Annotated in this window: 19 protein-coding genes and 2 pseudogenes; 14 read left to right on the top strand and 7 right to left on the bottom strand. The window is 68.3% G+C overall.

Annotation, left to right across the window (positions count from 1 at the left end; translation table 11 throughout):
- The first annotated feature begins 184 nt into the window (after window positions 1-184).
- Window positions 185-562: a helix-turn-helix domain-containing protein gene (locus tag QRN89_RS00100; RefSeq protein WP_390702249.1), complete on the top strand. Its 378-nt coding sequence runs from the start codon at window positions 185-187 to the stop codon at window positions 560-562.
- A gap of 63 nt (window positions 563-625) precedes the next feature.
- Window positions 626-1,835 (top strand): annotated as a pseudogene (locus tag QRN89_RS00095) (IS3 family transposase).
- Here QRN89_RS00095 and QRN89_RS00090 read toward each other — a convergent pair.
- A complete protein-coding gene (locus QRN89_RS00090; protein WP_290347295.1) occupies window positions 1,821-2,273 on the bottom strand; it encodes a transposase in 453 nt (150 codons plus the stop codon). The pseudogene QRN89_RS00095 and the gene QRN89_RS00090 overlap by 15 nt on opposite strands.
- A 126-nt stretch (window positions 2,274-2,399) precedes the next feature.
- On the opposite strand from QRN89_RS00090, the gene QRN89_RS00085 reads away from it, so the two are divergent.
- Complete coding sequence (locus tag QRN89_RS00085; RefSeq protein WP_290347294.1) at window positions 2,400-2,597, top strand: type II toxin-antitoxin system Phd/YefM family antitoxin; 198 nt, start codon at window positions 2,400-2,402, stop codon at window positions 2,595-2,597.
- A 35-nt stretch (window positions 2,598-2,632) separates the two neighbouring features.
- Window positions 2,633-3,001, top strand: coding sequence for a DUF6247 family protein (locus tag QRN89_RS00080; protein WP_290347293.1), 369 nt, complete (start codon window positions 2,633-2,635; stop codon window positions 2,999-3,001).
- A gap of 491 nt (window positions 3,002-3,492) precedes the next feature.
- On the opposite strand, the gene QRN89_RS00075 is transcribed toward QRN89_RS00080, so the two are convergent.
- Entirely contained in the window at window positions 3,493-3,861 is a 369-nt protein-coding gene (locus tag QRN89_RS00075) for a transposase (protein ID WP_290347292.1), read from the bottom strand.
- 378 nt (window positions 3,862-4,239) lie between these two features.
- On the opposite strand from QRN89_RS00075, the pseudogene QRN89_RS35745 reads away from it, so the two are divergent.
- From QRN89_RS35745 to QRN89_RS00060, 4 genes and pseudogenes are all read left to right on the top strand, one after another.
- A pseudogene (locus tag QRN89_RS35745) lies at window positions 4,240-5,012 on the top strand (transposase); the annotation flags it as partial.
- 70 nt (window positions 5,013-5,082) lie between these two features.
- Window positions 5,083-9,819: a DUF6531 domain-containing protein gene (locus QRN89_RS00070; RefSeq protein WP_290347291.1), complete on the top strand. Its 4,737-nt coding sequence runs from the start codon at window positions 5,083-5,085 to the stop codon at window positions 9,817-9,819.
- A gap of 31 nt (window positions 9,820-9,850) precedes the next feature.
- Complete coding sequence (locus QRN89_RS00065; RefSeq protein WP_290347290.1) at window positions 9,851-10,933, top strand: hypothetical protein; 1,083 nt, start codon at window positions 9,851-9,853, stop codon at window positions 10,931-10,933.
- Between the two features lie 270 nt (window positions 10,934-11,203).
- Window positions 11,204-12,739 (top strand): ISL3 family transposase, encoded by a 1,536-nt coding sequence (locus tag QRN89_RS00060; protein WP_435833229.1) that lies wholly within the window; start codon window positions 11,204-11,206, stop codon window positions 12,737-12,739.
- A gap of 119 nt (window positions 12,740-12,858) precedes the next feature.
- Here QRN89_RS00060 and QRN89_RS00055 read toward each other — a convergent pair whose 3' ends face one another.
- Together QRN89_RS00055 and QRN89_RS00050 are read right to left on the bottom strand one after the other, a co-directional pair.
- Window positions 12,859-13,926: a sensor histidine kinase gene (locus QRN89_RS00055; protein WP_093662134.1), complete on the bottom strand. Its 1,068-nt coding sequence runs from the start codon at window positions 13,924-13,926 to the stop codon at window positions 12,859-12,861.
- On the bottom strand, window positions 13,923-14,597 hold the full coding sequence (locus QRN89_RS00050; RefSeq protein WP_290347289.1) for a response regulator transcription factor: 675 nt from the start codon (window positions 14,595-14,597) through the stop codon (window positions 13,923-13,925). The genes QRN89_RS00055 and QRN89_RS00050 overlap by 4 nt, the downstream gene beginning before the upstream one ends.
- A 381-nt stretch (window positions 14,598-14,978) precedes the next feature.
- Here QRN89_RS00050 and QRN89_RS00045 point away from each other — a divergent pair, with 381 nt between their 5' ends.
- Both QRN89_RS00045 and QRN89_RS00040 read left to right on the top strand, forming a co-directional pair.
- On the top strand, window positions 14,979-16,037 hold the full coding sequence (locus tag QRN89_RS00045; protein WP_290347288.1) for an alpha/beta fold hydrolase: 1,059 nt from the start codon (window positions 14,979-14,981) through the stop codon (window positions 16,035-16,037).
- 173 nt (window positions 16,038-16,210) lie between these two features.
- Entirely contained in the window at window positions 16,211-16,726 is a 516-nt protein-coding gene (locus QRN89_RS00040) for an allene oxide cyclase barrel-like domain-containing protein (RefSeq protein ID WP_093662130.1), read from the top strand.
- Window positions 16,727-16,861: 135 nt separating this feature from the next.
- Here QRN89_RS00040 and QRN89_RS00035 read toward each other — a convergent pair whose 3' ends face one another.
- Window positions 16,862-17,488 (bottom strand): TetR/AcrR family transcriptional regulator, encoded by a 627-nt coding sequence (locus QRN89_RS00035; protein WP_290347287.1) that lies wholly within the window; start codon window positions 17,486-17,488, stop codon window positions 16,862-16,864.
- A 73-nt stretch (window positions 17,489-17,561) separates the two neighbouring features.
- On the opposite strand from QRN89_RS00035, the gene QRN89_RS00030 reads away from it, so the two are divergent.
- From QRN89_RS00030 to QRN89_RS00020, 3 genes are all read left to right on the top strand, one after another.
- Window positions 17,562-18,260: a hemerythrin domain-containing protein gene (locus QRN89_RS00030; RefSeq protein WP_290347286.1), complete on the top strand. Its 699-nt coding sequence runs from the start codon at window positions 17,562-17,564 to the stop codon at window positions 18,258-18,260.
- Window positions 18,261-19,567: 1,307 nt separating this feature from the next.
- On the top strand, window positions 19,568-20,749 hold the full coding sequence (locus tag QRN89_RS00025; protein WP_093662124.1) for a metal-dependent hydrolase family protein: 1,182 nt from the start codon (window positions 19,568-19,570) through the stop codon (window positions 20,747-20,749).
- Window positions 20,750-21,211: 462 nt separating this feature from the next.
- Window positions 21,212-22,186, top strand: coding sequence for an IS630 family transposase (locus tag QRN89_RS00020; RefSeq protein WP_435833228.1), 975 nt, complete (start codon window positions 21,212-21,214; stop codon window positions 22,184-22,186).
- A 154-nt stretch (window positions 22,187-22,340) separates the two neighbouring features.
- Here the strand turns inward: QRN89_RS00020 and QRN89_RS00015 are convergent, their stop codons facing one another.
- Window positions 22,341-22,766 carry a hypothetical protein gene (locus QRN89_RS00015; protein WP_143041584.1) on the bottom strand — a complete coding sequence of 142 codons (426 nt, stop codon included), beginning with the start codon at window positions 22,764-22,766 and terminating at the stop codon, window positions 22,341-22,343.
- A gap of 342 nt (window positions 22,767-23,108) precedes the next feature.
- On the opposite strand from QRN89_RS00015, the gene QRN89_RS00010 reads away from it, so the two are divergent.
- Window positions 23,109-23,261, top strand: coding sequence for a hypothetical protein (locus QRN89_RS00010; RefSeq protein WP_167746168.1), 153 nt, complete (start codon window positions 23,109-23,111; stop codon window positions 23,259-23,261).
- A 53-nt stretch (window positions 23,262-23,314) separates the two neighbouring features.
- Here QRN89_RS00010 and QRN89_RS00005 read toward each other — a convergent pair whose 3' ends face one another.
- On the bottom strand, window positions 23,315-26,233 hold the full coding sequence (locus tag QRN89_RS00005) for a helix-turn-helix transcriptional regulator (protein ID WP_435833227.1): 2,919 nt from the start codon (window positions 26,231-26,233) through the stop codon (window positions 23,315-23,317).
- Window positions 26,234-26,392: the final 159 nt, after the last annotated feature.

The following is a 26,392-nucleotide window of genomic DNA, read 5'->3' as shown; positions in this document are numbered from 1 at the left end:
CGAGGGCCATCCGTCATCGGGGGCCTGTGTCCGCCACCTGCGCGTGCACGGCATGCCGTTCGTAGAGCTGCGTGAGTGGGGCGGGAGCCCGTCCCTGTTCGTACAGGCCCCGGCAGTGGTCCTAACGAGCTCGTGCATGGTTGGCGGTGGCACGTCGAGACCTTGATCATCGATCATGGTCTGTGTGGTGGGGAACCGGACGCGTGCAGCGATCATCCGCAGTCGACAGATCACCGGACTGGACCCTGAGGTGATCGCCGAGCTCGTAGGACTGATCGGCCCGTTGTGGCAGGAACGGCACCAGGCAGCACTCGCTTCGCGACCGCGTCGGCGAGCTGTCGGTGCTGGTGCCAAACACAAACTCGTCTTTGTCGACCGGCTCCTGGCCACGCTGGTTCACCTCCGCCACGGCGCCACCCATGACGTGCTGGCCTGCTGGTTCGACGTGGACCGTTCCACCATCACGCGTGCGATCAGTGAAGTACGGCCGCTGCTGGCCCAGCAGGGCTGCACCATCGCGGCCGGCCTTCGGCTCCGCACACTCGCCGAGGTGGTCGACTGAGGATGATCCTTTGGAGTGGACACCCTGACAATGGATCTTGATGGTCCAGGGAGGGATGTTCAGGTGGGACGCAAGTCTCCGTATCCGGAGGAGTTCAGGAAGGACGCGGTCGCGCTCTACCGGGCCGCGGCCGGGAAGCGGACGTATGCGGCGGTGGCGGCGGATCTCGGCATCACCGCGGAGTCGCTACGGACGTGGGTGCGCAAGGACGAGGCCCAGGCCGTAACCGTGGGCCGTGACGGCAGCGTGAGCGCGGAGGAGGAGCTGGCCCGCCTACGGGCCGAGAACGCCCGGCTGCTCAAGGCCGAGCAGGAGTGGCAGCTGGAGCGCGAGATCCTGCGCCGAGCAGCGGCCTATTTCGCTCGGGAGGTGAAGTGAGCCCCCGCCGCTGGGACTTCATCTCCAACAACCGCGCCGACTTCGGCGTCAAGCGGATCTGCCGGGTGCTCGGGGTGTCCCGCGCCGGCTACTACCGGCACCTGGCCACCGAGCAGGCCCGAGCCGAGCGCCGGGCCGAGGAGAAGCGGACCGTGAGCGAGATCCGCGCCATCCATGCCGAACACCAGGGGCGTATGGGGCTCCGCGCGTCCATGCTGAACTGCGTGCGAGGGGACGCAGGATCAACCGCAAGCGCGTCACCCGGCTGATGCGGATCAACCACATCGTCGGCCGTCACCTGCGGAGGAAGAAGCGGACGACGATCGCGGACAGGACCGCGCCGCCCGCGCCTGACCTGGTGATGCGCGACTTCACCGCGGACACGCTGAACACCAGGTGGTGCGGCGACATCACTTACATAGCCGTCGGCGCGACGTGGCTTTATCTCGCTACGGTGATCGACATCTGCTCGAGGAAGGTGGTGGGCTGGTCAATCGCCGACCACATGCGCACCTTGCTGGTCACCGACGCGATCGAGATGGCTGTGGCCGCCCGCGGAGGTCGGGTGCACGGCGTCGTTTTCCACACCGACAAGGGCGCCCAATACAGCGCGGCCGCCTTCGCCGAGGTATGCCGCCGCCACGGCATCCGGCGCAGCATGGGCCGGGTCGGCTCGAGCTACGACAATGCCCTCGCCGAGTCGTTCTTCCAGGGCCTCAAGCGCGAATTGCTCCACGGCAGGCGCTGGACTTCGAAGACTCAGACTCGGCTGGAGCTGTTCCGCTGGCTGTCGTACTACAACCGGCGCCGTCGGCATTCCGCCCTCGGCTACCTCACACCGGTCGAGTTCGAACAGCAACTGATCACGTCACGTACGCTGTCACTCGTCGCATGAAACTCGGTGTCCACTCCCGGGGATCAACCTCATCTTGCAGTCGTGGTCGGTCAGAACACGGCAGATCGGCTCGACTCCGCCGAAGCGGCCCTTGTGCTCGTCGATGAACGCTACGAGCGTGTGTGTGGCCGGTCGAGTTCGGCTGCGAAAGAAACTCGCCGCGGCCTTCAGGATCTCGTTGGCCCGCTTCAGCTCGGCGATCTCCTTCTTCATCGCCTTGATCTGCGCGGACTCCTCCGTCGTCGTCCCAGGCCGGGTTCCGGCATCGATCTCGTCCTGACGGACCCACTTGCGCAGCGTCTCGGTCGTGCCGATACCGAGCTTCACGGCGACCGCTTTCATCGCGGCCCACTCGGTGTCGTAGTCGGGCCGCACCTCGGCGACCATGCGCACCGCACGACGGCACAGCTCAAGCAGGTCCGGGGAAGGACGTGCCATGACTCGATCCTCTCAAATTATCGAGTCCCTACCGAACCCGAAGCGGTTCATTTGTCGGCGGGGGAGGTGGCCGGGGTCGTTGTACGCAACTATCGCAACTATGATAGTTGGAGTAAGGTGCTGGGCATGGAGACGAGAACGTACACGACGATCGACCTGCGCAAGCAGATGGGCGAAATCCTCGACCGGACCCGGATCGCCGGTGAGGCGGCCGCGATCACCCGCAAGGGCAGGACTCTCGCCTACCTGGTGCCCGCCGAGTGGTTTGAGCACTATCAGCAGGTCGCAGTCCAGCAGCCGAACGGCGGCCAGGACGCAGCCTGAGGCCCGGCCTCGCAGACACAGGAGCTCTGATCGTCATGACTGCGCAGCCCGTGCACTTCGACGGACCCGGCGGCGGGAACCCGCGCCGGGTGCCGCCGATGCCCGAACGCACCCCCCAGGCTCTGCGCCTGGCCATCCAGGAACACGCCCCGCATCTGCTGCCCGACTTCGAGGCCCATTGGCGCCGCGCGATCGGGGAGGCGTTCAACCTCACTCCAGTGCCCGCGTTCCTGCGCCTGTGGTGGACCCAGTACGCCATCGCCCGCGATCCCCGCCTCGAAGCGCACTTGCAGGATCTCGAAGCCCGCGCTGCGAAGTCGGAAAACCCCGACGAATCCGCCCGGCTCCTGGCGGAGTACAGCCGACTGCGTCGGAAGGCGGCCGCCGTGGAGCCCGGTCAGTGACGGACGACCTCCCGCGCCCGCCTTGGCCTCTCGGCCCGTAGATCGAGGGACACGTACGACTTCAGAGATGGCAGGACCTACCCGGACTCCGACATGCCCATGGGGAACCGGGAGATCGAGTCCCTGTTCGTAAGGGGAGACGATCGCCGAGGAGGAGGGCGGTAGCCCACCGTCGTCGGCGGTCCGCCAGCGCAGGCAGCCTGCCGCGTCACGGTAGTAGTTCTGCACGACGATCTGCCGCAGCGCCTCGGCCTGCGGGCCAGGCCGGTAGCCCGATCCCTGCCGGTGGAGGTGCTCTAACAGCCGGCAGGCGTCGTCGCCGGCGGCGAGGATTCTGGTCTTGGGCCGGGTGGGGTTCTTGCCCAGACGGACCGGACGGCCGTAGCGGCGCCCCCAGTCCTCGTCGACCAGGCCGGTCAGCAGGTGATCAGCGGTGCGGGCCGCTTCCTCCAGGACGGCGCGGACTGCCTCGGTGACCAGTTCCAGCCGGGTCAGGTCGCGCACTGCGGCCAGGACGTGGGTGAGGTGCGCTCGCACACGAGGCCAGCTTCCTTCAGGCGGGCGGGCGCCAGATCGAGAAGTCGGTCGGCGCGGTCGTCCTGGGCGAGGCGCTCGCGGAAGTCGGCCAGCACGCTGTGGTGGAAGCCGGGATCGTCCATCTCCATGGCCAGCGCGTACTTGAAATCGATGCGGCAGCGCACCGCCTCGGCCGCCTGCCGGTCCGACAGACCGAGCAGGAACTGCAGCACACATACGGTGGCCAGTTGGGCCGGCGAGATGCCGGGGCGTCCGTCGCGCGGGTACCAGCCGGCGAAGTCCTTGTCGCACCACAGCCCGTCGAGGCGGTCTCTTACCCACATTGCAGTCGTACCGCCCGGGTTGCTCGCCCGCGCGATCTGCGCGGTCAGAGACGGGACTTGCTCACCGGAACGGGGACGGAGCGACAACGGACACCTCGACAACTGTATCGGCCTGCGAAACAGCCCCGAGCATGCCCGCTGATCATGCTGCTGCACTGGGAAAATCCAAGATCCCCGACAGAGTCAAGCTGAGAGCCGGTCAGCTCACTAAACTTGAGCGGACGGAGTGTGGGCAATCCTTCGTGTCGCGCTGCGGGGCAGGGGCGAGTGTCAAGTAAACGGTCGGGACGACTCAAAGGGGCAGTGATGGAGAAGATCAGTCGGTCTCGACGATGACCGATGGGCTGACGTTTCTCGGCCGTCCGGTGTACGGCCCCATACGAGGTCGCGACCCTCCTCAACCTCGAGGTCGACCTGCTGTTCTTCGACACCACCAGCACCTGCTTCGAACGAGAGGATGCCGACGAACCCGTCGCCCGCGACGACAAGGGCCGCCTCCCGACGGACGACCGCTCACCCGCTGAAGAGAACGGCGAGCCCGCGGATCAGGCCGGGTTCCCTACCTTCGGCAGGTCCAAGGACTCCGCGACGACCTGCCGCAGATCGTGATCGGGATGGCCGTCACGAGGGACGGGATCCCGGTCCGCGTCTGGTCCTGGCCCGGCAACACCGGTGACCAGAAGCTGATCCGGCAGGTCAAGGACGACATGCGGGACTGGACAGGGCTGCTACGGCGAGATCGCCCAGAACATGCGGGTCCAGGAGGTGCGGATCTCCGGAACCGAACGGTTCGTGATCTGCCACAACCCCGAAGCCGCCACCCGTGACCAGCACCTACGCAAGCAGCTCGTCTCCCCGCTCACGACCCTGATCGAAGACACCGACAAGCTCAGCGACTTCAAGCGTGGCGAGCTCCGCGGCAAGATCGCCGACAAGCCCGGCCTCACCGCTACCTCCGCACGACCCCGGCCAGCAAGCTCCGCATCGACACCGCGAAGATCAAGGCCGAGGAGCACCTCGACGGCAACTACCTGCTGCGATGCTCCGACCCGGACCTGTCCGCGGAGGACATTGCGCTCGGCTGCAAGCAGCTCCTCGAAGTCGAGCGGGGCTGGCGGGACATGAAGCATCGACCTGCGCCCCGACTGAGGTGGTGTCAGCGGCGCATGGCATGCTGCTGATCTTGCCTGTTGATCTGTGGTGAGCGGGGGGCTTTGCGCTGTGGGTTACGTGATTCCCGAGGGCGTCGACACGATGCTCGACGTCATCGGCGTCGGCTGGCCGAACGTGGACGAGGACGCGTACCGCGACATGGCGGATTCCTTGCGGGAGTTCGCTGACGACGCGGACGGTGACGGGCACACCGCGCACGGGCACATCCAGCGGCTGCTGTCCACGGGGGACAGTGAGTCGCTGAAGGCCCTGGACAAGCACTGGTCCAAAGTGCAGGCCAAGCACAAGGACTTGGCGAAGGCGTCCCGTACGGTAGCCGGCGCGCTGGACCGGGTGGCAGACATCATCGTCGCCCGCAAGATCGCCGCGGTCGGTGAACTGGCCGACCTGTGCGCGACGGTGGGCATCACCCTCGCCTTCGCGCCGGTCACCGCGGGCCTGTCGACCCTGCTGGCCGGTGCGAAAATTGCGGCCACCCGCATCGCCTTCAAGCGGATCCTGAAGGAGATGGCGGAGGCGGCCGTGGCGGAGATCATCGCCACGCTGACCGAGCCCGCGGTCGCGGCGATCGAGAACATCGTGGCCGACCTGGCGATCCAGACCGCGATGAACGTCGCCGGGGTGCAGGACGGCTACAACTCCGACCAGACCGTGCAGGCGGGGAAAGACGGCCTCCAGCTCAACTCCGCCGGCGGCGGCGGTCGAGGCGGCGGCCCCCGCATCGACCACGACGCCCACGGCAACACCGGCATGCACCTGGCGAACGTCCAGGTCTCCATGCAGGACAAGACCAAAGGCAAGATCAGCAAGGCGAAGGGGCACCACGGCCGCGCCAAGGGCAAGGACTCCCTGACGGCCGTCCTGGACACCACCATCGACGGCGTCGTCGAGAAACTGGGCAAAGCCCTGGACGACCTCAGCGACCACGTCGGCAAGAAACTCCCCGACGCGATCAAGGGCAGCTCCAAGACCCACAAGGACACCGACACCGACGTCCACGACGCGGCCAAGCGCGTCAAGTCCCGCGACGGCAAGGACGACGGAGGCCTCGACGGCAAGCGGGGACACTCGGGACCGGCCGGACGCCGCGGCGACGACACACGAACGAAGCCCGACTCGGTGCGTTCCGCAACTGACGACCCGCGATCCCATGCGGTTTCCCTGGACAAGACGGTCTGCAAGAACGACCCCGTAGATGTGGCCACGGGCAAGATGCTGCTGCCGCAGACCGACCTGACGCTGCCCGGGGTGCTGCCCTTGGTACTGCGTCGTACTCATGTCTCGACCTACCGCTTCGGCCACTGGTTCGGCCGTAGTTGGGCCTCCACCCTGGATGAGAGGATCGAGCTCGACGGGGTGGGCAGTGCGATATGGGCACGCGAGGACGGTTCCTTGCTGGTCTACCCCCGGCTGCCCGGGCCCAACGGGGAACAGGTGTTGCCCCTGGAGGGCGACCAGCTCCCGCTCGTCCACGGTGGCGTGCACGGCGAGGAGACCTCGTACGAGATCCACGATCCGCACAACGGCCGCGTCCGCTTCTTCACCGGCAGTCCCTACCGCACGTCCACCGCCTACTGGCTCTCGGACATCGAAGACCGCCACGGCAACCAGATCACCTTCTCCCGGCGTCCCGACGGGGCACCCCTCGCGGTCACACACTCGGGTGGCTACGTCGTGCAGTTCACCGCGGACGCTTCGCGCGTCACGGGGCTGGCCGTCCGCGGCCCGGAAGGCCCTGTCACGGTGGTGGGATACGACTACGACCCGGCCGGCGACCTCGTCACGCTGACCGGTCCGGACGGCCTCGACGGGCCGGCCATGCGTTTCACCTACGACGCCGACAGCCGCGTCACGTCCTGGACGGACCGCAACGGTGCGACCTTCCAGTACGTGTACGACGCCCAGGGGCGGGTCGAGGGCACCATCGGCCCCGACGGCATCCTGTCCTCGAGGTTCGCCTACGACGTCCACCCCGGCACCGGCCACCGCATCACCCGCTACACGGACTCCACCGGTGCCACCACCGTCATGGTGCTCAACGACCGCCTCCAAGTGGTCGCCGAGACCGACCCTCTCGGCCACACCGCCCACTTCACCTGGGACGCACACGACCGCCCCCTCACCCGAACCGATCCCCTCGGCCACACCACCGAACTGACCTACGACGAGGCCGGGAACCTCATACGGGTGCGGTTGCCCGACGGCAGCACGGCGACCGCCCGATACGACGAGCGCAACCAGCCCCTGGAAGTGACCGCCGTCGACGGCACGAGCTGGCGGCAGACCTTCGACGAGCAAGGCAACGTCACCTCCACCGTGGGCCCCGACGGGACGATCACGCACTTCACCCACGATCGCACCGGCGCCGTTGCCTCCGTCACCGACCCGCTCAACGCCACGATACGGATCCGCTCCGACCGCGCCGGGCTCCCGCTGGAGATCACCGACGTCGAGGGCGGGACCACCCGCGTCGAACGTGACCACCGGGGCCGCCCCCTCACCATCACCGATCCCCTCGGCGGCCGCGACGAATACGTCTGGGACCACGACGACCGGCTGCGCACCCGGACAGCCGCCGACGGTACGCGCGAGACATGGACGTGGGACCCGGAGGGCAACTGCACGGCGTACACCGACGCCGCCGGCAACCTCTGGGCCACCGAGTACGGCCACTTCGACAAACCACTCGCCCACATCGCGCCGGACGGCGCCCGCCACGAGCTGCGCTACGACACCGAGCTGCGGCTCCTTGAGGTGACCAACCCTCTCGGACAGAACTGGCACTACCGCTACGACCCGGCCGGCCGGCTGGTCGCCGAGACAGACTTCGACAACCGCTCCCTCTCCTTCGAATACGACGCCGCGAACCGGCTGACCAGGCGCACCACACCGCTGGGCCAGACGGTCTCATACACCTGGGACGCCCTGGACCGGCTGGTGGAGCGTGACGCCGACGGCGCTGTCACCCGCTACGCCTACGACCGCGCCGGCGCGCTCGTCGAGGCCCGCACCGCCACCTCCACCCTCACCATCGAACGTGACGCCCTCGGCCGTCCCCTCGCCGAAACCGTCGACGGGCGCACCCTGCGCCACTCCTACGACGCGGCAGGCCGCCGCACCGCCCGTATCACCCCGACCGGCGCCGTCACCCGCCTCGCCTACAACGCTGCAGGGGACCGGATCTCGCTGACCATCGACGGCCATGCACTGGCCTTCACCCACGACCGCCTGGGCCGCGAACTCACCCGGACCTGGGGGGCCCGGGAGACGGCCGCCAGCCTGTCCACCGTCTGGGACCGGCTCGGCAGGCCCGTCGAGCAGACGCTGACCGCGACCGGTTCGCCAGAGCCCTTGAGCGCCCGCTCCTACGGCTACCGGCCCGACGGCTACCCCGTCACCCTCACCGAGCGCTCCGGCCGCTCCGTCCGCGACCGCCACATCACTCTGGACCCGGTGGGCAGGCCGCTTGCCGTCGAGGGGCCCGACTGGTCGGAGAACTACGCCTACGACGGTGCCGGCAACCAGACTTCGGCCCACTGGCCTGAGGCCGCCGGACACGCCGAGGCCCGCGGTGCTCGTTCTTACGAGGGCACGCGTCTGATATCCGCCGGCACCGTCCACTACGAACACGACTCCGCCGGCCGCGTCACCGTCCGTCGCCGCACTCGCCTGTCACACAAGCCCGACATCTGGCGCTACGCCTACGACGCCGAGGACCGGCTGGTCTCCTGCACCACGCCCGACGGCACCCTGTGGACCTACACCTACGACCCGCTCGGCCGGCGCAGCGCCAAGCACCGCATGGCCGCCGACGGCACCACGATCGTGGAGACCATCCGGTTCACCTGGGACGGGCCGCTGCTCATCGAGCAGTACGACGAGACCGCGGGAACCATCCTCACCTGGGAGTACGAGGGCCACCGCCCGCTGACCCAGTACGAACGCCGCCCGATGGGCGACGACGAGGTCGACGCCCGCTTCTTCGCCATCGTCACCGACCTGGTCGGCACCCCCACTGAGCTCGTCTCACCAGAGGGAGAGACCGCCTGGCGCAGCCGGGCGACCTGCTGGGGCACCACCGGCTGGAACACCTCGGCCACCGCCTACACCCCCCTGCGCTTCCCCGGCCAGTACTCCGATCCCGAAACCGGCCTCCACTACAACTACTTCCGCCACTACGACCCCGACACCGCCCGATTCACCAGCCCCGACCCCCTCGGTCTCGCTCCGGCCCCCAACCCCTCGACCTACGTCTGCAATCCCTGGGCATGGACCGACCCCCTGGGCCTCGCGCCCAAGCGATGCAAGATGGACGCCTACGACTGGGACGGCTCCATCCGGTACGGCAAGCTGGACCATCTCGGCCGTCCCACCGGCGTCCACGCCTGCCTGCGGCCCGAGATCATCGACGCGAAGAAGGGTACGGAGGCCGGCAGACTCAAGCCACCGGGCTGGCGCGGCGACGGCAACGCCTTCAACGAAGCCCGCGGCCACCTCCTCGCCGACCGCCTGGGCGGCGCCGGCAAGGGCCGCCTCGCCTGGCACAACCTGGTCACGCAGACCAACAATCCGACGAACTCGCCGGACCAACGCGACCAGGTGGAGCAGGTCATCTTCGATCAGGTGACCAAGAACAAGGAGGTGGTCCAGTACCACATCAAGCCGATCTACGCAGGTACCAACCCCATTCCGATCCGCATCGAATTCACCGCGTTCGGCAACAAGGGCTTCAGCTTCTCCCACAGCCTGGAGAACCCCGCCGGCAACGTCCGAACCGGCATATAGCATCGACGCCGAACAGCCTTGGAGGACTCGCATGACCCGCACCACGCCACCGCGCCCCGTCGACATCGAGGCGGTCTTCCCCGCACTCGCCGCCCACCGGCGGACCGCGACACGGCTGCACCCACGCCCCGGCGCGCCCAAGCCGGATGAGAGTTCGCTCGCCGGGCCGCTGCTGTGGCCGGCCGACGAACCGTGGCCGGTCTGCACCGCGGTCCACCCCAAGGGCACGGGCCACCTCCTGTCCGACGTGCGCCTGCGGCGGCGCATCCAGGAGGAGGCGCGAGGACGGGACTACACCGAGGAGGAGCGGCTGGTCCTGGACGGCATGGCCTCCGGTCTCCACGTTCGGGATCTGGGCGATGCCGACCCGCTGCCGCTCCTGGCCGTTGCCCAGCTCTACGCGCGGGACGTGCCGGACCTCGTCGGGCCCGAGGGATGCGACCTGCTCCAAGTGTTCTGGTGTCCCTTCGAGGTGCACGGCCCGGACCGCACGATCGACGTGGTCCTCAGGTGGCGGTCGGCAGAGGATGTCGGCACCGTACTGACGACGCAGCCCGAACCACCGGTCGCCGGCCGTGAGGAATGCGTCCCTAACACGTGCGCCGTCCACCCGGAACAGGTCGTGGAGCACGAGTACCTCGGCCTGTTGGGTGAGGACCTCCAGGACGAGATCGCCGAGTGGGAAGAGGGCCTCCTCGATGAGGAAGACGGCGAGGACGCCTACGACTCCTCAGCTCCGGCGAGCTACGCCACCTACGAGGAGTACGAAGCGGCCATGAGCGCCGCCCGCGCTGAGCAACCGGACGAGATCGACTACATGAGCGATCTCTCCATCGCCCCCGGCTGGAAAGTCGGCGGCTACGCCTCCTGGCACCTGACCGACCCAGCGCCCGTCGACTGCGCCCAGTGCGGGACGGCGATGCCGCCGCTGCTCACCGTCGACAAATGGGAGTGCGACGGCAGCTCACGGAGCTGGCTGCCCATCGAGGACCGCGCCGCCGCCGACGACCCGGGAGTCATCGATCCCGTCGGGGTCTATCTCGGCCGTGGCCAGATGCGCATCCACACCTGCCCGACCGACCCCACCCACCCACACCGTCTCAGCTTCCAGTGACCCCATCAGGCCGCACGGAGCAGGCGGACGCTCGACACCCGGACCAGTAGAGCTGGAAGGGCCCACTGAAGCTTCCCCTTGATCGCGGACACCTGGAGACTGGGTCGTGAGGTTCCAGAGGAAGTAGTGCCAGGTGGGAAGCAAGAGCAACCGCAGCAGGCGGTACACGGGAGAATTCAAACGGAACGCGGGCGCTCGGGTCTGTCAAACGAGCGGCCCTGTCTCACATTCGGTGGTGACGGAGCGTCGTGAGGGCTCGTTGACATTCACGTGAAGGATTTCAACGAGCTTGTCCAGACGGTGTTTTCGGGCTTGTCGCCGCTGGTCATCGAGGATGTGGCTGACGAAGGTGAGCGGATCCTGGTGCGGGCACGGACACCGCGGGACACTGCGGCCTGCCCGGTGTGCGGGGCCCCGTCGGAACGCGTGCACGGCTATCACTGGAGGATGGTGGCCGACGTGCCGGTCGATGAACGACGGGTGGTGGTCCGTGTGCGGGTGCGGCGTCTGGTGTGTCCCACGCGCGGCTGCCGCCACACCTTCCGCGAGCAAGTGTGCGGAGTGCTGGACCGATATCAGCGGCGAACCGTCCGCCTGACCAGACAAGTCAAGGCCGTGGTCAAGGAGTTAGCGGGCCGGGCGGGGACACGTTTGCTGGCGATACTCGCGGTGAGCCTGTCGCGTCACACGGCCCTGCGCACCCTGCCGCGGATCCCGCTGCCAACCGGCCGGGTGCCCCGGGTGATCGGCGTCGACGACTTCGCTCTGCGCCGGCGCCACCGCTATGCCACCGTGATCATCGACGCCGAGACCCACGAGCGGATCGATGTGCTGCCCGACCGCACCGCCGACACTCTGGAAGTATGGCTGCGCGAACATCCAGGCGTCGAGGTCGTGTGCCGTGACGGCTCCGCGACCTACGCCGAGGCGATCCGGCGCGCCCTGCCCGACGCGGTGCAGGTCGCGGACCGGTGGCATGTGTGGAAGAACCTGTGCGAAGCCGCCCTGAGCGAGGTCAAGGCGCACAGCACCTGCTGGGCCACCGTGCTGGACGCGCCGATCTACGACGGGCCCCGCGCCCAGACCACCCTCGAACGCTGGCACCAGGTCCACGGCCTGCTCAAGAAGGGCGTGGGCCTGCTCGAATGCGCCCGCCGCCTGCAACTGGCCCTGAACACCGTCAAACGCTACGCCCGCGCCGATCGGCCCGAGCGCATGCTCCGCGTCCCGAAGTACCGTGCCAGCCTCGTCGACCCCTACCGTGAACACCTGCGTAAACGCCGTGCCGAGGACCCCTCCGTCCCCGTGAAGCACCTCTCCGAGGAGATCAAGGCCCTCGGCTTCACGGGCTGCCTGAATCTCCTGCACAAGTACATCAACCAGGGCCGTGCGGACGCCGACCGCAGCCACGTCTCCCCGCGCAGGCTCGCCCGGATGGTGCTGACCAGGCTCGACAACCTCAAGGTCGAGCAACACGAGCTCCTGGCCAAGCTCACCGCCGCCTGCCCCGAAATGACCCAACTGGCCACCGGCATCGAAGACTTCGCCCCGCTCCTCACGCCGCACGTCGACAATGCCGACGCGCTCACACGCTGGATCGCTCAAGTCCGAGCAGCCGACCTGCCCCATCTGCATGCCTTCACACGGGGGCTGGAACGAGACCGTGACGCCGTCAACGCCGCACTCACGCTTCCGTACAGCAACGGCCCCACCGAGGGCGTCAACACCAAGACCAAGCGGATCGCGCGTCAGATGCACGGACGAGCAGGCTTCACCCTGCTCCGCCACCGCATCCTCCTCGGATAGCAGCACTCTCCGTCACCACCGAATGTGAGACAGGGCCGCTCACCGTACAGACCCTCCCCTGGGAGACGACCTTCCATGACGACGTAGCCCCCTCGCCGACCGCCTGGCACCCTCCTGAGTCACGCGTCCTGGTGACCGGGCCACCAGTGCCTGGAGCGTCGCGGAGTATGACGGGGAACCAGAAGTGTGACGCAGGTCCCCTCGCCGGGGATCGAGCCAACGCTGAGGTGTCCGTTCAACAGGTGGCCACGCTCGCGCATGGCCGACAGCCCGGTGCCTGTGGAGACCACCGTACGATGCGCGGATCGGTTGACGGGACGGGAAGGCTTCTCGGCCATTCCCCGGCCGTCGTCCCTGATCGTCACGCGGAGCGTGCGGTCGTCGCTGGCCAGTTCCACGAGAAGGTGCCTGGCATGGGCGTGCTTGACCGTGTTGTTCACCGCTTCCTGCACGATGCGGTAAATATGGGCCTGGGCGTCTGGCGACGCTTCGTCCTCGAGTCGGTTCCAGTCCGCTCCGACGCGCAGTTCCGCTTCGATTCCGAAGGTTTCCTTCGCGCGTCGACACAGGGTCTCAAGAGCCGCCGCGAGGCCGAGCTGGTCGAGGGCGAGAGGCCGCATTTCCACGATCAGATGCCGCAAGGACGTGATCTGGTTCGTGATCAGGCCCTGTGCCTGGTCGATGGCCTCTTTCATTGCGCTGGACTGGCCAGTGCTGGCGCCGGCGGAGAGAACGAGCTGGACGGCGACCAGTTCTTGAAGGGTCTCGTCGTGCAACTCCCGGGCCCACCGCCGACGTTCTCGTTCTTCGCCGTCGCTGCGGGCTTGAACTCGCTCCCTTGCGAGACGGTGGCGGCGCGATACCGCACTGCGGCCCAGCATGGCGGCGGAGCCGATCAGCAGGAGAGGCACGATGTTCAAGCCGTTGAGGAGCGGCTCGTTGGTCATGCGAACGAGTTGCGCCACGGCGAGTATGAGTGCGAGCCCGCTCAGGGCCGCCAGCCATGCCCGCCGGACGGCAGTGCTCAGTGCCGCTGCGATGATCAGGACGACGGCTGCGCCGAGCGAGAACCTCATTACCCAGTGAGGCTGCTGCTGGAGGACCTCGAGCGCGAAGGCGATGGCGAGCAGAGCGGCTCCGGCGGCCTCCATGACCGGGCCGGGGTTGGCTCGCGGTGTGTTGTTCATCCCAGCAACCCTCGCTCGCGAGCAGCGGCGGTGAGTTCCGCCCGTGTCTCGGTCCCGAGCTTGTCCCGAATCCTGGCGCGGTGGGACTCCACTGTCCGAATGGAGACGTGGAGGCGCCGCGCGATCTCCTGATTGGTGTGACCCAGGGCGAGCAGCGAGAGAACCTGAAGCTCGCGCGCCGTCAAAGTGGCATCTGCGTCGGCGCCGGGAGCAGCGGCGTCCGCGATCGCCAGTCGGGCGCCCATCGCAGGTTGGAGGTAGGTGGCCCCATTCGCGACCTGGCGTGCCGCACCGACCAGTTCTTCCGTCGCCGCTTCCTTCAGCAGATATCCGGCCGCCCCGATCCGCAGGGCCGCGCGGGCGAACGCGGGATCCTCCTGCATTGTGAGGATCAGGATCCGGGTACCGGGTGACGCCGCGAGCAGGTCGGGGATCGAGGGCAGGCTGGTTCGGTCGGCCATGGTGAGGTCCAGTACCAGCACGGATGGCTGGTGCTGGGCCACGGCTCGCAGGGTGTCCGGGACGGTGGAGCTTTCGGCGACGATCTCGAACGCCTCGTCTTGGGACAACAGTGCTCGCATGCCCGCTCGGACGACGGGGTGATCGTCAGCGATCACCACGCTGATGCGTGACACGGTCTCGACACGCTGTACAGCGCCCTCGGCATTCATGGAAGCAAAGCTACTGCGTGAGGCGCGTCCGTCGTGCCCCCGGGGCATCGGTGGAGCGATCCGGTGGCAGTGGCCGGTTGGTTTTCCCGCCGGCGGCCACCGCGGCTCCCCACCGTGGCCAGTTCGATTCCCCGCTGGCGGCCGACTTGTGTACTCAGTGTGACGTCATCCGTACGGGGGGAGTCTCTACTGGCCGCCGTCGGGTCCTGAGGCAGCTTGGGCTGAAGAGCGGGTGCCGAAGCCGGGGTGCGGGAAACCCGCAGGATTCCTGCGGACGGACACCGAGGCTGCGAACGCGTCAGAGCACCACGATGGCTCTCAGAGAGCCCTCGGTCGGGTGCGGAGCGCCCGGTCAGCCGATACGGACAGAACGGTTCACAGATGATCGATAGACGTACTCTCGGCAAGGTCATCGGCACGGGCGTAGCGGGAACGGCTGCGGCGTCACTGATCGGGCTGGGCCGCCCCCCGGCGGCGGCCTTTCCATCCGGGAAGGGCGCCGAAAGTGCGGCAACCTTGCTGACACCCGGTACCGGTGACGGGACCTTCCCGGCGGTGAAGCAGGTCAAGGCCGGCGAACTGACCATCGGATATGCCGAAGCCGGCCCGGCCCACGGACCGGTCGTCATCCTCCTGCACGGATGGCCGTACGACATCCACAGCTACGTTGGCGTCGCACCCTTGCTTGCGGACCAGGGCTACCGAGTCATCGTTCCCTACCTGCGCGGACACGGCACCACGAGCTTTCTCTCACCCCACACCTTCCGCAACGCGCAGCAGTCGGTGGTTGCCCTCGACATCATCGCCCTGATGGACGCTCTGAGGATCAAGAAGGCCGTGTTCGGAGGCTTCGACTGGGGGTCGCGGACCGCCGACATCATCGCCGCGCTCTGGCCACACCGGTGCAAGGCTCTGGTGTCCGTGACCGGCTACCTCATCACCAACCGGGAGAACAACAAGCTTCCGCTGCCCCCGGCGGCCGAGTGGGCATGGTGGTACCAGTACTACTTCGCGACCGAACGCGGTGTGCAGGGCTTTGAGAAGTTCCGGCGCGATTTCACGAAGCTCATCTGGCGCAACGTCTCCCCGACATGGGAGTTCGACGACGCCACCTTCGTCCGCACAGCGGAGGCATTCGACAACCCCGACTATGTCCCCATCGTGATTCACAACTACCGCTGGCGGCTGGGTCTGGCCCAGGGCGACCCCCGCTACGACAAGCTCGAGGCGCGCCTCGCGACCGCGCCCGACATCGCGGTGCCCACCATCACCCTCGACGGGGAGGTCGACCCCTTCACCCCGGCCGGCGAGGGTGTGGCATACCGAGACAAGTTCACGGGTCCCTATGACCACCGGACCCTCAAGGGCATCGGCCACAACGTGCCGCAGGAAGCGCCTGGGGCATTCGCCCAGGCCGTACTCGACGTCGACCGATTCTGACCTGCGCCACCGAGGAAGGGGCGCTCGTCGCACCACCCGTCAAGCGGGCCACGCCTGCGACGGACACCCTCCATAGGCCACGGCTCGGCTGATGATGAGCGTGTCAATGTCCGAATTCAAATTCCCCGCCTTACTGGCCACGGAACCGACATACCAAGAAACGGAGAAGAAGAGTGACGAATAAGCTCAAGAACGCGAAGGTGCGCTATCTGAGTGCGGCCGCCGGAATGTCCGCGGCACTCGTCTGTGGGGTCGCCATCGCCCCGTTGGCTTCCGCCGACACGGCGAATCCCGTCAGTACGCCCGCGGCCGAGAAGCGCACACAGGTCTTCGAACTGGTCGGCAAGCAGACGTCGATCGCAGATCTCGATCTGGGGCAAACCGGAATCAGCCCGGGAGACCAGCGCGTCATCCACGAAGACCTCTACCGTGACGGCAAGAAGGTCGGCGATCACAGTGTGATCTGCACATACACCAGTGTCGACCCGGCCGCGCTGCAGTGTCTGGGCACCTTCTCCCTGCCCGAGGGGCAGTTCGCCGCACAGGCTCTGCTTCATCTGCCTGCCCCGTCCTATGTCGATGTCGGCATCACCGGTGGCTCGGGTGACTACAGCACCGCCCGGGGCTTCGTTCGCACCGTTCCCGCCGGTGAGACGGAGCGGCACTTCACCGTCCATCTCAAGCGCTGACGGCCGATTGCCGGGCCGGCCGGAACGGCGGTGCCGCCCGACCGGCCCTAGGTTCCGCCGATGGTCGATCCGGCCGCGGTGGAGGTGGTCTCCAGTCGGTCGCCGCCGTACCTCTCATGGCCTTGAGGGCCGGCCTTAGCCGTAGTCCTTCAGCAGCGCCCAGCAGGCGGAGTGGGCGGTCCAGGTCTGGGCGCGGTCGAACGGCCAGGCGCGTTCGCCGACGAGTGTCATCCAGGCGTGCGGGCCGAGGTGGAACCAGAGGATGTCGACGGCCTCCGCGTGGGAGACGTCGGAACGGAGTGCGTCGAGAGCCACGAGGCGGTCGGCCACGCGGGTCAGCGCCTGGACGTAGTCGTCGGCCCCCCTGTCCAGGACCGCTTTCACGGCGGGTTCGCCCGGCGGGCTGCGATAGAAGAGCCCGTACACGAGGTCCCAGTGGCGTTCGTGGGTGAGCCGGGTGCCCTCGGCGGTCAGCTCGATCACGGTACGCGGGTCGTCGCTGGCCTCGACGGCGGCGAGGTTGTCGGCGATGGCCGGGTCGGTCAGGGCCGGCTCGAGGAGGGCCGTCAGGATGCCCGGCTTGTTCCCCACGCTGCTGTACACGGTCGGGACGGCGACCTTCGCCGCCTCCGCGATCTCCCCGATGGTGACCCCGGCGTACCCGCGGGCCAGGAAGAGCGTGTGCGCGCTGCTCAGGACGGCCTCGCGCGTGGCAGCAGCCGCGTCGGTGCGGCGCGGGGAGTGGTACTTCCGAGTGGTCACCCGCGCATCGTACCTCCTGCACAAGGAGTCACCATATTGACGATAATGGACTTCAATGAATATGGTTGTCTCCATGCATATGGAGTCTGCTTCAGAATCTGCGTCGGTCATCGAGACCCGGCTCGCCCATGAGGTCCACCGCGTCGCCACCACCCTGCTGGCCGAGGCCGCCACCCGCCCCTCGGTGCCACTCGCCGCACTGGCGCAGCTGCGCGACTTCCTCGTCGCGAACCTGCGCCATCACCACGAGACCGAGGACAAGGACCTGTGGCCGCGGATCGTCGCGGCGGCGCCGGCCACGGAACACGCCCTCGACGCGCTGAGCGACGAGCACGAGCGCCTGGACGCCGCGCTCGACCAGCTTGCCGCGGTGAACATGAGCGGCGACGAGGTCGGGGACGGGGCCGGTGAAGCTGGCGGTACCGGCCTCGGTGTCGGCGGCGTGACGGACGGAGTCCGGGCCGCGCTGCAGGACGCGGCCGTCGCCGTGCGCGACACGGTGCACGACCACCTGGACCGCGAGGAGCCGATCCTCTTCCCCGCGCTCCGCGACCACATCAGCGCCGATGACTGGCAGGACTTCGCGCAGCGGGTGATCGCGACCACGCCGCCCGTGGCCGGACACCTGATGATCGGCTTCCTCGACGAGGTGGGGACGCCCGCGGAGGTGGAACTGGTGCTCGCAGGCATGCCGGAGCCGGTACGCCCGCTCCTCCCCGTCATGCGCCGTCAGGCGACGGACGACCTGCGGATCCTGCGCGTCGCCGACTGATGACCTCCGCCTCGCCTGGGTGGCCGGACGCGGCGGACGCCGTGATCAGGGGCGACCTCACGGTCGCGGCCGCCAATGTCACCCCGGCCGACGGCGCCGTGGTCACCAGCGTCGCGCCGGTGGGCCTCGCGGACCGGGAGGCGGGCCGGGTCGGCTTCACCACCTCGCTCGGCCTCCCGAAGGAACCGGAACGCATTCTGCGGGACCCGCACGTGTCGGTCGCCCACCACACGCGTGATCACGGCTTCGCCGCAAGTGGCTCGTACGTGGTCGCGCAGGGCACCGCGTCGGTTGATCTGCGCCCGTCACCGGAGCGCCTGGCAGAGCTGATGTGGGCCTCGGAGCCCTTCCTCGGGGAGACAAGGCGCGGGCCGATACGGGACTGGCTGCTGCGCGAGAACCACCAGGAGCGCGTCTTCATCGACGTCGAGGTCGAGCGCGTCGCCGTCTGGCCCGATCCGGCGGCCCACGGACCGATGACGGCCACCGGCGCCGCCTGGCCCGAGGAACCGAACGAGCAGAAGTCCCCCGAAGAACGGTATGGGCCCGCGCGTCGGCCTCGCCGCGGTCGCACGGCAGATCGGCGGGCTGCCGCACCGGCTGCCGGCCTACCGCGGTGCAGACGGCCTCCCTGTGATTGTCCCGGTGGCGGTCCCCGGGCACGACGCCGCGAGGCTACGGCTCGACGTGGCCCCTGGACTGTTGCCGCCGGGCGGGCGCAGAGCCGGGTTCCTCGCCCAAGCCTTCCGGCCTCAGCGCGTCCGGCTGGGCATGCGCACGCTCACCGGACGGCTGACCGTCACCGACGAAGACTCCCGCTACGCCCCCACACGTCCACGGGCCTGGCTGCGCCACCGTACAAGACCTTCCTGACGGCCTCGAAGCGCCTGCTGGCCCAGTACGAGCTGCGGCGTACCCGTCGTGACGGCACGGCCGCCCGCGCGCAGGCCCTCGCCGCCCACAGCCCGATGGACTGACCCGGACGGCCGCGGGGCCACCCCCGGACGCCGCAACCGTGACGGCCTGCAGAGCCGCACCTTTTGACGCCCGCAGCCAGAACGACATCTCCGCCGCCCACGGCATCCCAGCACATCACTCGGCAGCCAGGCCCCGACGGCTCTGCACCCGACGCCGGCACCGTCCTGAGAGTGCACCCCACTCGCTGCTGCACCGCTGACAGTGTCCGGCGCCCCGGTGCCTGGCCGGAGTCCACCAGCCCCTGCCGACACGCATCTTCCGCACCTGCCCTGAGCAGGCCAGATCTCGGTGTCCCGCGTGACACACGCTTTCCGATCGGAGAATTACTGATGAATTCCTTTGCCATACACGCCGGTTCGATGTTCGACGGGTTCGCCTCGTCCGGACCTGTCACGGTGTACGTCAGAGGCGACCGCATCGTCCGCGTGGACCGCAGCGGCGCCCTGCCTGCCGACAACACTGAGGTCATCGATCTCGGCTCCCGGGCCTGCCTGCTGCCCGGCCTCATCGACACCCACATCCACCTCGCCTTCGACGCCGGCCCGAACCCCGTGACGTCCCTGGCCGCAACCAGTGACGCAGACCTGCTGGCCCAAATGCGAGCCGCGGCCCGGAGCGCACTGCACGCCGGAATCACCACCGTGCGCGATCTCGGCGACCGCAACTATCTCTCGCTGACCCTCGTGGAGGAATTGGCCGAGCACCCGGAGCAGGGCCCCGAGATCCTGGCCGCCGGTCCCCCGCTCACCACCCCGCGCGGGCATTGCCACTTTTTCGGCGGAGAGGTCGAAGGCACCGAGGCGTTGCGTGCGGCCGTGCGGGAACGCCACGCCCGCGGGTGCGCAGTCATCAAGATCATGGCCAGTGGCGGCATGATGACTCCTGAATCCGTGCCGCCGCACGCCTCGCAGTACGGCCTGGAAGACCTGCGTACGGTAGTGGACGAGGCACACCGCCTCGGGCTGCCCGTGGCCGCCCACGCCCACGGCGTCCAGGCCATCCGGGACGCCCTCGAAGCGGGCGTCGACAGCCTCGAGCACGTCTCCTTCCTCAGCGCCGACGGCGTCAAGGCCGACCCCGCTCTGATCGAGGCCATCGTGGAGAGCAATACCTTCGCGAGCGTCACAGCGGGCCTGGACCCCAGTGTGCCCATCGATCGGTCCAAGGGAATGGGCGCACGGGGCCAGACCATCTTCAGTACTTACGGCACCTTGCAGAAGGTGGGTGCCAAGGTCGTCATCGGCTCGGACGCCGGCATCGGGCCCGTCAAGCCCCACAACGTCCTCCCGCACGGCGTCGCCGATCTGGTCCGCGAGGGCGTGACCCCCATCGACGCACTGATCTCCGCGACCAGCCTGGCCGCCCAACTGTGCCGCGTCGAAGGCCGCAAGGGACGGATCATCGGCGGTGCTGACGCCGACCTTTTGGCCGTCAACGGCGATCCCGTCAAAGACCCCGCCGCCCTGCTGGACGTACGGGCCGTCTTCCGAGCAGGCATCCGAGTGCGCTGACATTCCTCCGGCTGATACACGCCCGCAGACAGCTCCGGGCCGACCGCACTCGCCGGGGAACCGTTCCCCAGAGCGGCGAGCTCGCTGGACGGCCCGGGGTGCTGGGGCGCCCGCGAACGTTCCCGCGCAGCAGCCCCGTAGTCGGGCCACTCGCAGTACTGATCTCTTCGTAAGTTCGGTGGGTGTGGTGGCCGTGTGGGTGGGAGGCTGTCGGGGTGGCTTATCAACCTTCCCTCTTCGACCGCCGGGACCGAGCACACATCACCTGATGACTTCGAGCAGCGCCTCAACGTCGTGTGTGCCGTCGACCAGAAGCACGAGATCGTCCGCGTAGCGGACGATTCGCCAGTTATTGATCCGAAACGGTAGCTGTTCTGGGTCGTTGGTCCCTGCGTAAGTGAACTGGTCGGGGACGCCCGGCAGTTGTCTCCGTCGGCGCAGGAGGCCCTTCGGTTGCGGGCGGTGGCCGCCTTGGTGGCGGGCCGGACTCGCGAGGACGTCGCGGCGGTGTTCCGGGTCTCGCTCAAGGTGGTGGACAACTGGTGGGCGAAGTGGCTGGCCGGCGGGCGCGAGGCGCTCGTGGCCCAGCCGCGTGGGCGCCGGGTCGGCGAGTATCAGGTTCTCAAAGCGGTCGAGCAGCAGGCGGTCCGGCAGGCCGTACTGGATCACCGGCCCTGTGATCTGGGGCTGGCGGGGCAGCTGTGGACGCGGGCCGGGGTAGGGGATCTGATCGCGAAGCCGTACCGGGTGCGGCTGACCGAGCAGGGCGTGGGCAAGTACCTGCGCCGCTGGGGCCTGTGGTTCCAGCGCCCGGACAAGCGGGCCGTCGAGCAGGATCCCGAGGCTGTGCGGGTCTGGCATGAGGAGACGTGGCCAGCGATCCGCGCGAAGGCGAAGGCCGAGGGCGGCGAGGTCCTCTTCGCCGACCAGGTCGGCATCCGTTCCGACCAGGTCACCGGCCGCACCTGGGGCGCCAAAGGGTGCACCCCGGTCGTGCGCCGCTCGGGCAACCGCTTCTCGGTGAACGCGATGTCCGCGATCGGCACGAAGGGCCGGATGCACTTCATGGTGTTCACCGAGACCTTCGACGCCGACGTCATGTGCCGCTTCCTGGACCGGCTCGTCGGCCACTTCGACCACAAGGTGCACCTCGTCGTGGACGGCCACTCCGCTCACCGCTCCCGCAAGGTCCGCGCCTGGCTCGCCGACCACCCCGACCGGATCGAACTGCATTTCCTGCCCGCGTACTCGCCCGAGCTCAACCCCGACGAGCTGGTCAACGCCGACCTCAAGCGCAGGCTGCCCATGCGCAGCCGAGCCCGTGACCAGGCCCAGCTCGCCGCCGAGACCCGCCGGTTCTTCCACCGCCGTCAACGCCAGCCGCACATCGTCCGCGGCTACTTCGGCGGCCCACACGTCCGCTACACCCTCGAATAGACCCCTTTGAGTTTCGGATCAATAGGACGTCCAGCGAAACGGTGACGCCTGCTCGGTGGCAGGTACGAGCTTGATCGGGTTGGCTACTGTAGATGTGTTGTCCGGGCGTGGCGACACCGGAACGCCCTCCGCATCCGGTGTCGCCACGGTTCGGCTAAAGCTTTGCGATGTCCTTGTGGATCACTTCGATCCCGCCGTCATGGTAGGCGGCCAGGCGCACCTTGAGTTGATGGCCCTTGGGCGCCTTGATGATCCTGTTGAGCGTCTCCCCCAAGTTGCCGCCGTAACACGGAGGCTCTGAGTTGAGGGCGGCCCAACCGTCCCCCACGTCATTCGGGTCGTTCCACTCCACCCAGACGCAGTCGCGCTCGCTCGAGAAGGCAAGCAGCGAGATGATCTTGACCGAGTTCACCGCGCCGTCGACACGCTCGTATGTCACAGTCGCGGAATTGTGGTGGAGGCCGGCACCGGCCTCCAGGTTGACCGTGCTGACCAACGTGTCGGCAGCGGCCGGAGCCGCTCCTCCCGCTATCGTCGCGGCCACCACCGCGACAGCGACAGACAGGGCAGGTATGCGCATATTCCGTCTCCCCGAAGCTAGTTGAGGAAATTTCACTTGCTCGATTGACTTCGGCGGGAAGCGCGAAGGCTCCGGCTCCAGCGTCACACGACGAGAGCCTCGGCATCACCCGCCCCCCACAACGCCTTCACCCTTTCGCAGAGCAACGGCCGAGCGTATCGGTGAATCCACTTAATCCGACTACGTAGGTGTGCGTTCACCCTCATGAAGCCCCGTCGGAGCTCCGCCGGCAGGCGCCGCAGCCCCGAAGCCTCGTGATCCAAATGAAGGCCCGGCGCCTTGTCCCGTCAGTAGGCTCGGTCACGCCTGTCGGCCTGCTCGTTTACCCGTTGCCCGGCTGGCGTGGGTCGTATCGGCGGGCGACGCGCAGCATGGCGTGGTGAGCGGCTGCGCTACGACGCGTCCACCGACCGCTGCACCGACGCTATGTACCTGTTCCGGGCGGCCGGGGGCGTCTTCCGCTGCCTCGGCGACTACCAGGAGGCCACGGCCTGAGCCCGGGAGGCCACGGCCAAACCACGTGTCGTACCTCGACCATGGTGGGTTGTTCATGTGCGGCGGTCGAGGGCCGCACGCGTCATGAGGCCTGCCAGCGCCGAGCGGGAGGACACGGAGGTCTTCCGGTAGACGGCCGACAGGTGAGTTTCGACCGTACGCCGGCTGAGGTACAGCTTCGTCGCGATGGCCTGGTTGCTCAGTCCTTCGGCGACGAGTTCGGCGATTTCCCGTTCCCGTGCGGTCAGTTGGTCGAGCTCGGTGGGTGTGCGCAAGGGTTCCTCGAGCTGGGGGTGCACGAGCTCGGCCAGGTCGGACAGCAGGCGCGCGCCGCCTGCATCGGCGATACGGCGGGCGCGCTCCCACATTGCGGCGGCGCGCGGATGGTCGCCTGTCGCCTGCGCCTGGACGGTCGCCAGCAGCAGGGAGTAAGCCTCCCAGAGCGTCGCACCGGACGGCGCATACGCCTGCGCGGCGCGCTCGAAGAGGTCTGCGGCCGCGCGGCCGTCGCCGCGGTGCTGGGCGAGCGCCGCCTCGGCGCGCAGAGCCGCCCCGCGCTGACCGTGGAGACCCATTCGGTCGGCTTCCTCAACGGCTCGTGCGGCCCACCTCGCGGCCTGTTCGACGTCGCCGACCGCGAGGGCGGTGCTGACGAGGGTGTCTAGTTGACCGGGGCGTATGGAGGGTTGCAGCCTGAGCAGTTCGGGACCCCCCGCTTTCATGATCGCTTCCCGCGCCCGGTTCGGGTCGCCGCTCACGAGCGCCGTGTGGCCGAGCATGCACCCGGCCAGCGATGCCCACCAGTGCCTGCTTGTTCCGGCCGCGGCCACGGCTTCCTCGGCGGTCGCCAGGGCGCTGGTGTCGCCCAGGGGGCGGCGGACGAGCAGGATCAGCGCCTTGAAGCACAGCGTGAAGGTCAGGAGATCACTGCTGCCGATGGCTCGTGCGATGGATTCCGCTTCCTCGGCAGACTCCAGGGCGGACGGCATCCGACAGGTGCTGAGGTGCACGAAGGCCTTGCTGCTCAGCAGGTGGGGCAGGACGTGGACCTGACCGCTGCGGCGGGCGATGTCCAGACCCCGTTCGGCATGCCGCTCCGCGTCGGCATAGCGCTCGAGCAGGGCTTCCGCCCAGGCGAGCCACACCAGCGACTCGCACAGTTCCGTGAGGTTGGGGTCGGTGAGTCCGTCTGCGAGGCCGGCGGCGAGATCGGCGAACCGGCGGGCCGCCGCAGTCTCGCCTTCGTACGCCTCTCCCAACGACCCCAGCGCCAAGGCCCCCATCTCTCCCATGAGGTCGCCGTTTGAGCGAGCCACCGCGAGTGTTCGCTCGATCTCGTCACGTACGTCGGGATAGGAGACGGTGTTCAGGGCGGCCATGCCCAGCGCGAGTCCTAAGGAGACCGCCTGGCGGGGCTCAGGGCCGGGACTGCGGGTCAGTTCCCGCTGAAGCAGGGCTGTCGCTTCCGGGGAGTGTCCGAGATGGCGTTCCATCATGGCGCAGAGCGCTATCGCATCGCTGTAGAGCGATGCGTCGTTCCGCCCGGGACTACTGATCAGGGTGTGGAGCAGGTCACGGCTTTCCCGCAGGCTTCCGCCCACACCGAGTGCTCTGGCGCGCGCCAGTGTCAACTCTCTACGCTGCTGTGCGCAAGCGGGCGTCTGAGGCATGAGTCTCAGGACGACGTCCAGCAGATGAGCGGCCGTCGCGGGCGCCGTGTGGGCGAACTGGGCGGCCGCCTCGCTCAGCACGGCCGCCGATTCGGGATCCCAGCCGACCAGCGACCGCTCGACGTGATGAGCGCGCTCGGCGGCGGAGGCACCTGCGCGGGCCAGTTCCTCCGCTGCGCTGCGGTGGATCTCGGTGCGGCGTGGTTCGGCGGTGTTCTCGTACACCATCGCCCGCAGCAGCGGGTGGCGCAGTGCCCACCGGCCGTCGGCCCCCTTGCGCAGCAGATCGCGCCGCGCCAGTGCACTGACGCAGTCGTCGAGTTCCTCGGGCGTGGTGTGTCCGGTCGTCACGTTCAGCATTACCGGCGTGGCATGGTCGCCGAGGACCGCCACCGCTTCGACGGTACGGCGCTGCGTCGTGGTCAGCGCGGTTAGCTCGTCCAGGAGCAGGGACCCCAGTCCGCTCGGCACTCCGGACGAGGCGTTGTCGTGGGTCCGGACGGTGGTGCCGCGCGACGGCGCGCCATGACGATAGGCGTGCAGAAGGCAGTGGAGGTACAGCGGGTTACCCTCGCTGGATTCATAGATCTCCTTCGCGTCGCCGGGCGGCAGGTCGGGGGCGAGCGCCTCGATCGACGCCTGCTCGGGCAACGGTCGCAGCGCCATGCGAAGTACGGACCCACTGTCGATGCCGCGGGTCAGAGCGGCGGCAAGGGAGTGCGGCGTCTGCCGTTGTCGTCGGGCCACGACCAGAAGCACCCGGCCGCCCACCGGGTGACGGATCAGATGGTCCAACAGTTCCAAAGACGCCGGATCCGCCCAGTGCAGGTCGTCCAGGGCCATCACCACCCCGCTGCGCTCCCCGAGCCTGGTCAGCACTTCTGCGACGGCCCTGTAGAGGCCAAACCGGTCGCGGGCCGAACCCCACGCCGAGCCCTGCACACTGTCGGCTCCGCGCAGCACCGGTTCCGCAACCCCGGGCACGGCATCCGGGCCGAGAAAAGCATGATCGAGGTCGGCGAACGCGTCGGTGAACGTCTGGAAGGGAGTGTGCTGCTCGTACTCTGTGGCCCTGCCGCGCAGCACGGTCAACCTGCCCCGCCGCGCCCACGCACAGAGCTCGCTCAGCAGCCGACTCTTCCCCATACCGGCGTCTGCGGCGATGTCCACGACTGAGGGAACACCGTCCTGACCTAGACTGCCGATCACCGAGCTGAGCCGTCTCAGCTCGTCAGCTCTGCCGACCAGCGTTGTCGCCGTCTCCTCCAAGGCCGGTACCAGCGCGTCTCCATTCCCCGCCACGTCCCGCGTGATCGTTCCCCAGTGGTTGCTCCTGCGCGACCTTCCCTGCACAACCAGCCGATTCCCTCATGGATACGTCATTATCCTACGGCGCTGTTCGGTGGCGCTGCTGCTACGAAACGGTGGCGCAGCACCACCCAGTTATGCGTGCGGCCTCCA

The organism is Streptomyces sp. HUAS CB01, assembly GCF_030406905.1.
In the GTDB taxonomy this organism is placed as follows: domain Bacteria; phylum Actinomycetota; class Actinomycetes; order Streptomycetales; family Streptomycetaceae; genus Streptomyces; species Streptomyces chengbuensis.
Note: the sequence above shows the minus strand (reverse complement) of the source record. Positions and strands in the feature narration are given on the sequence as shown.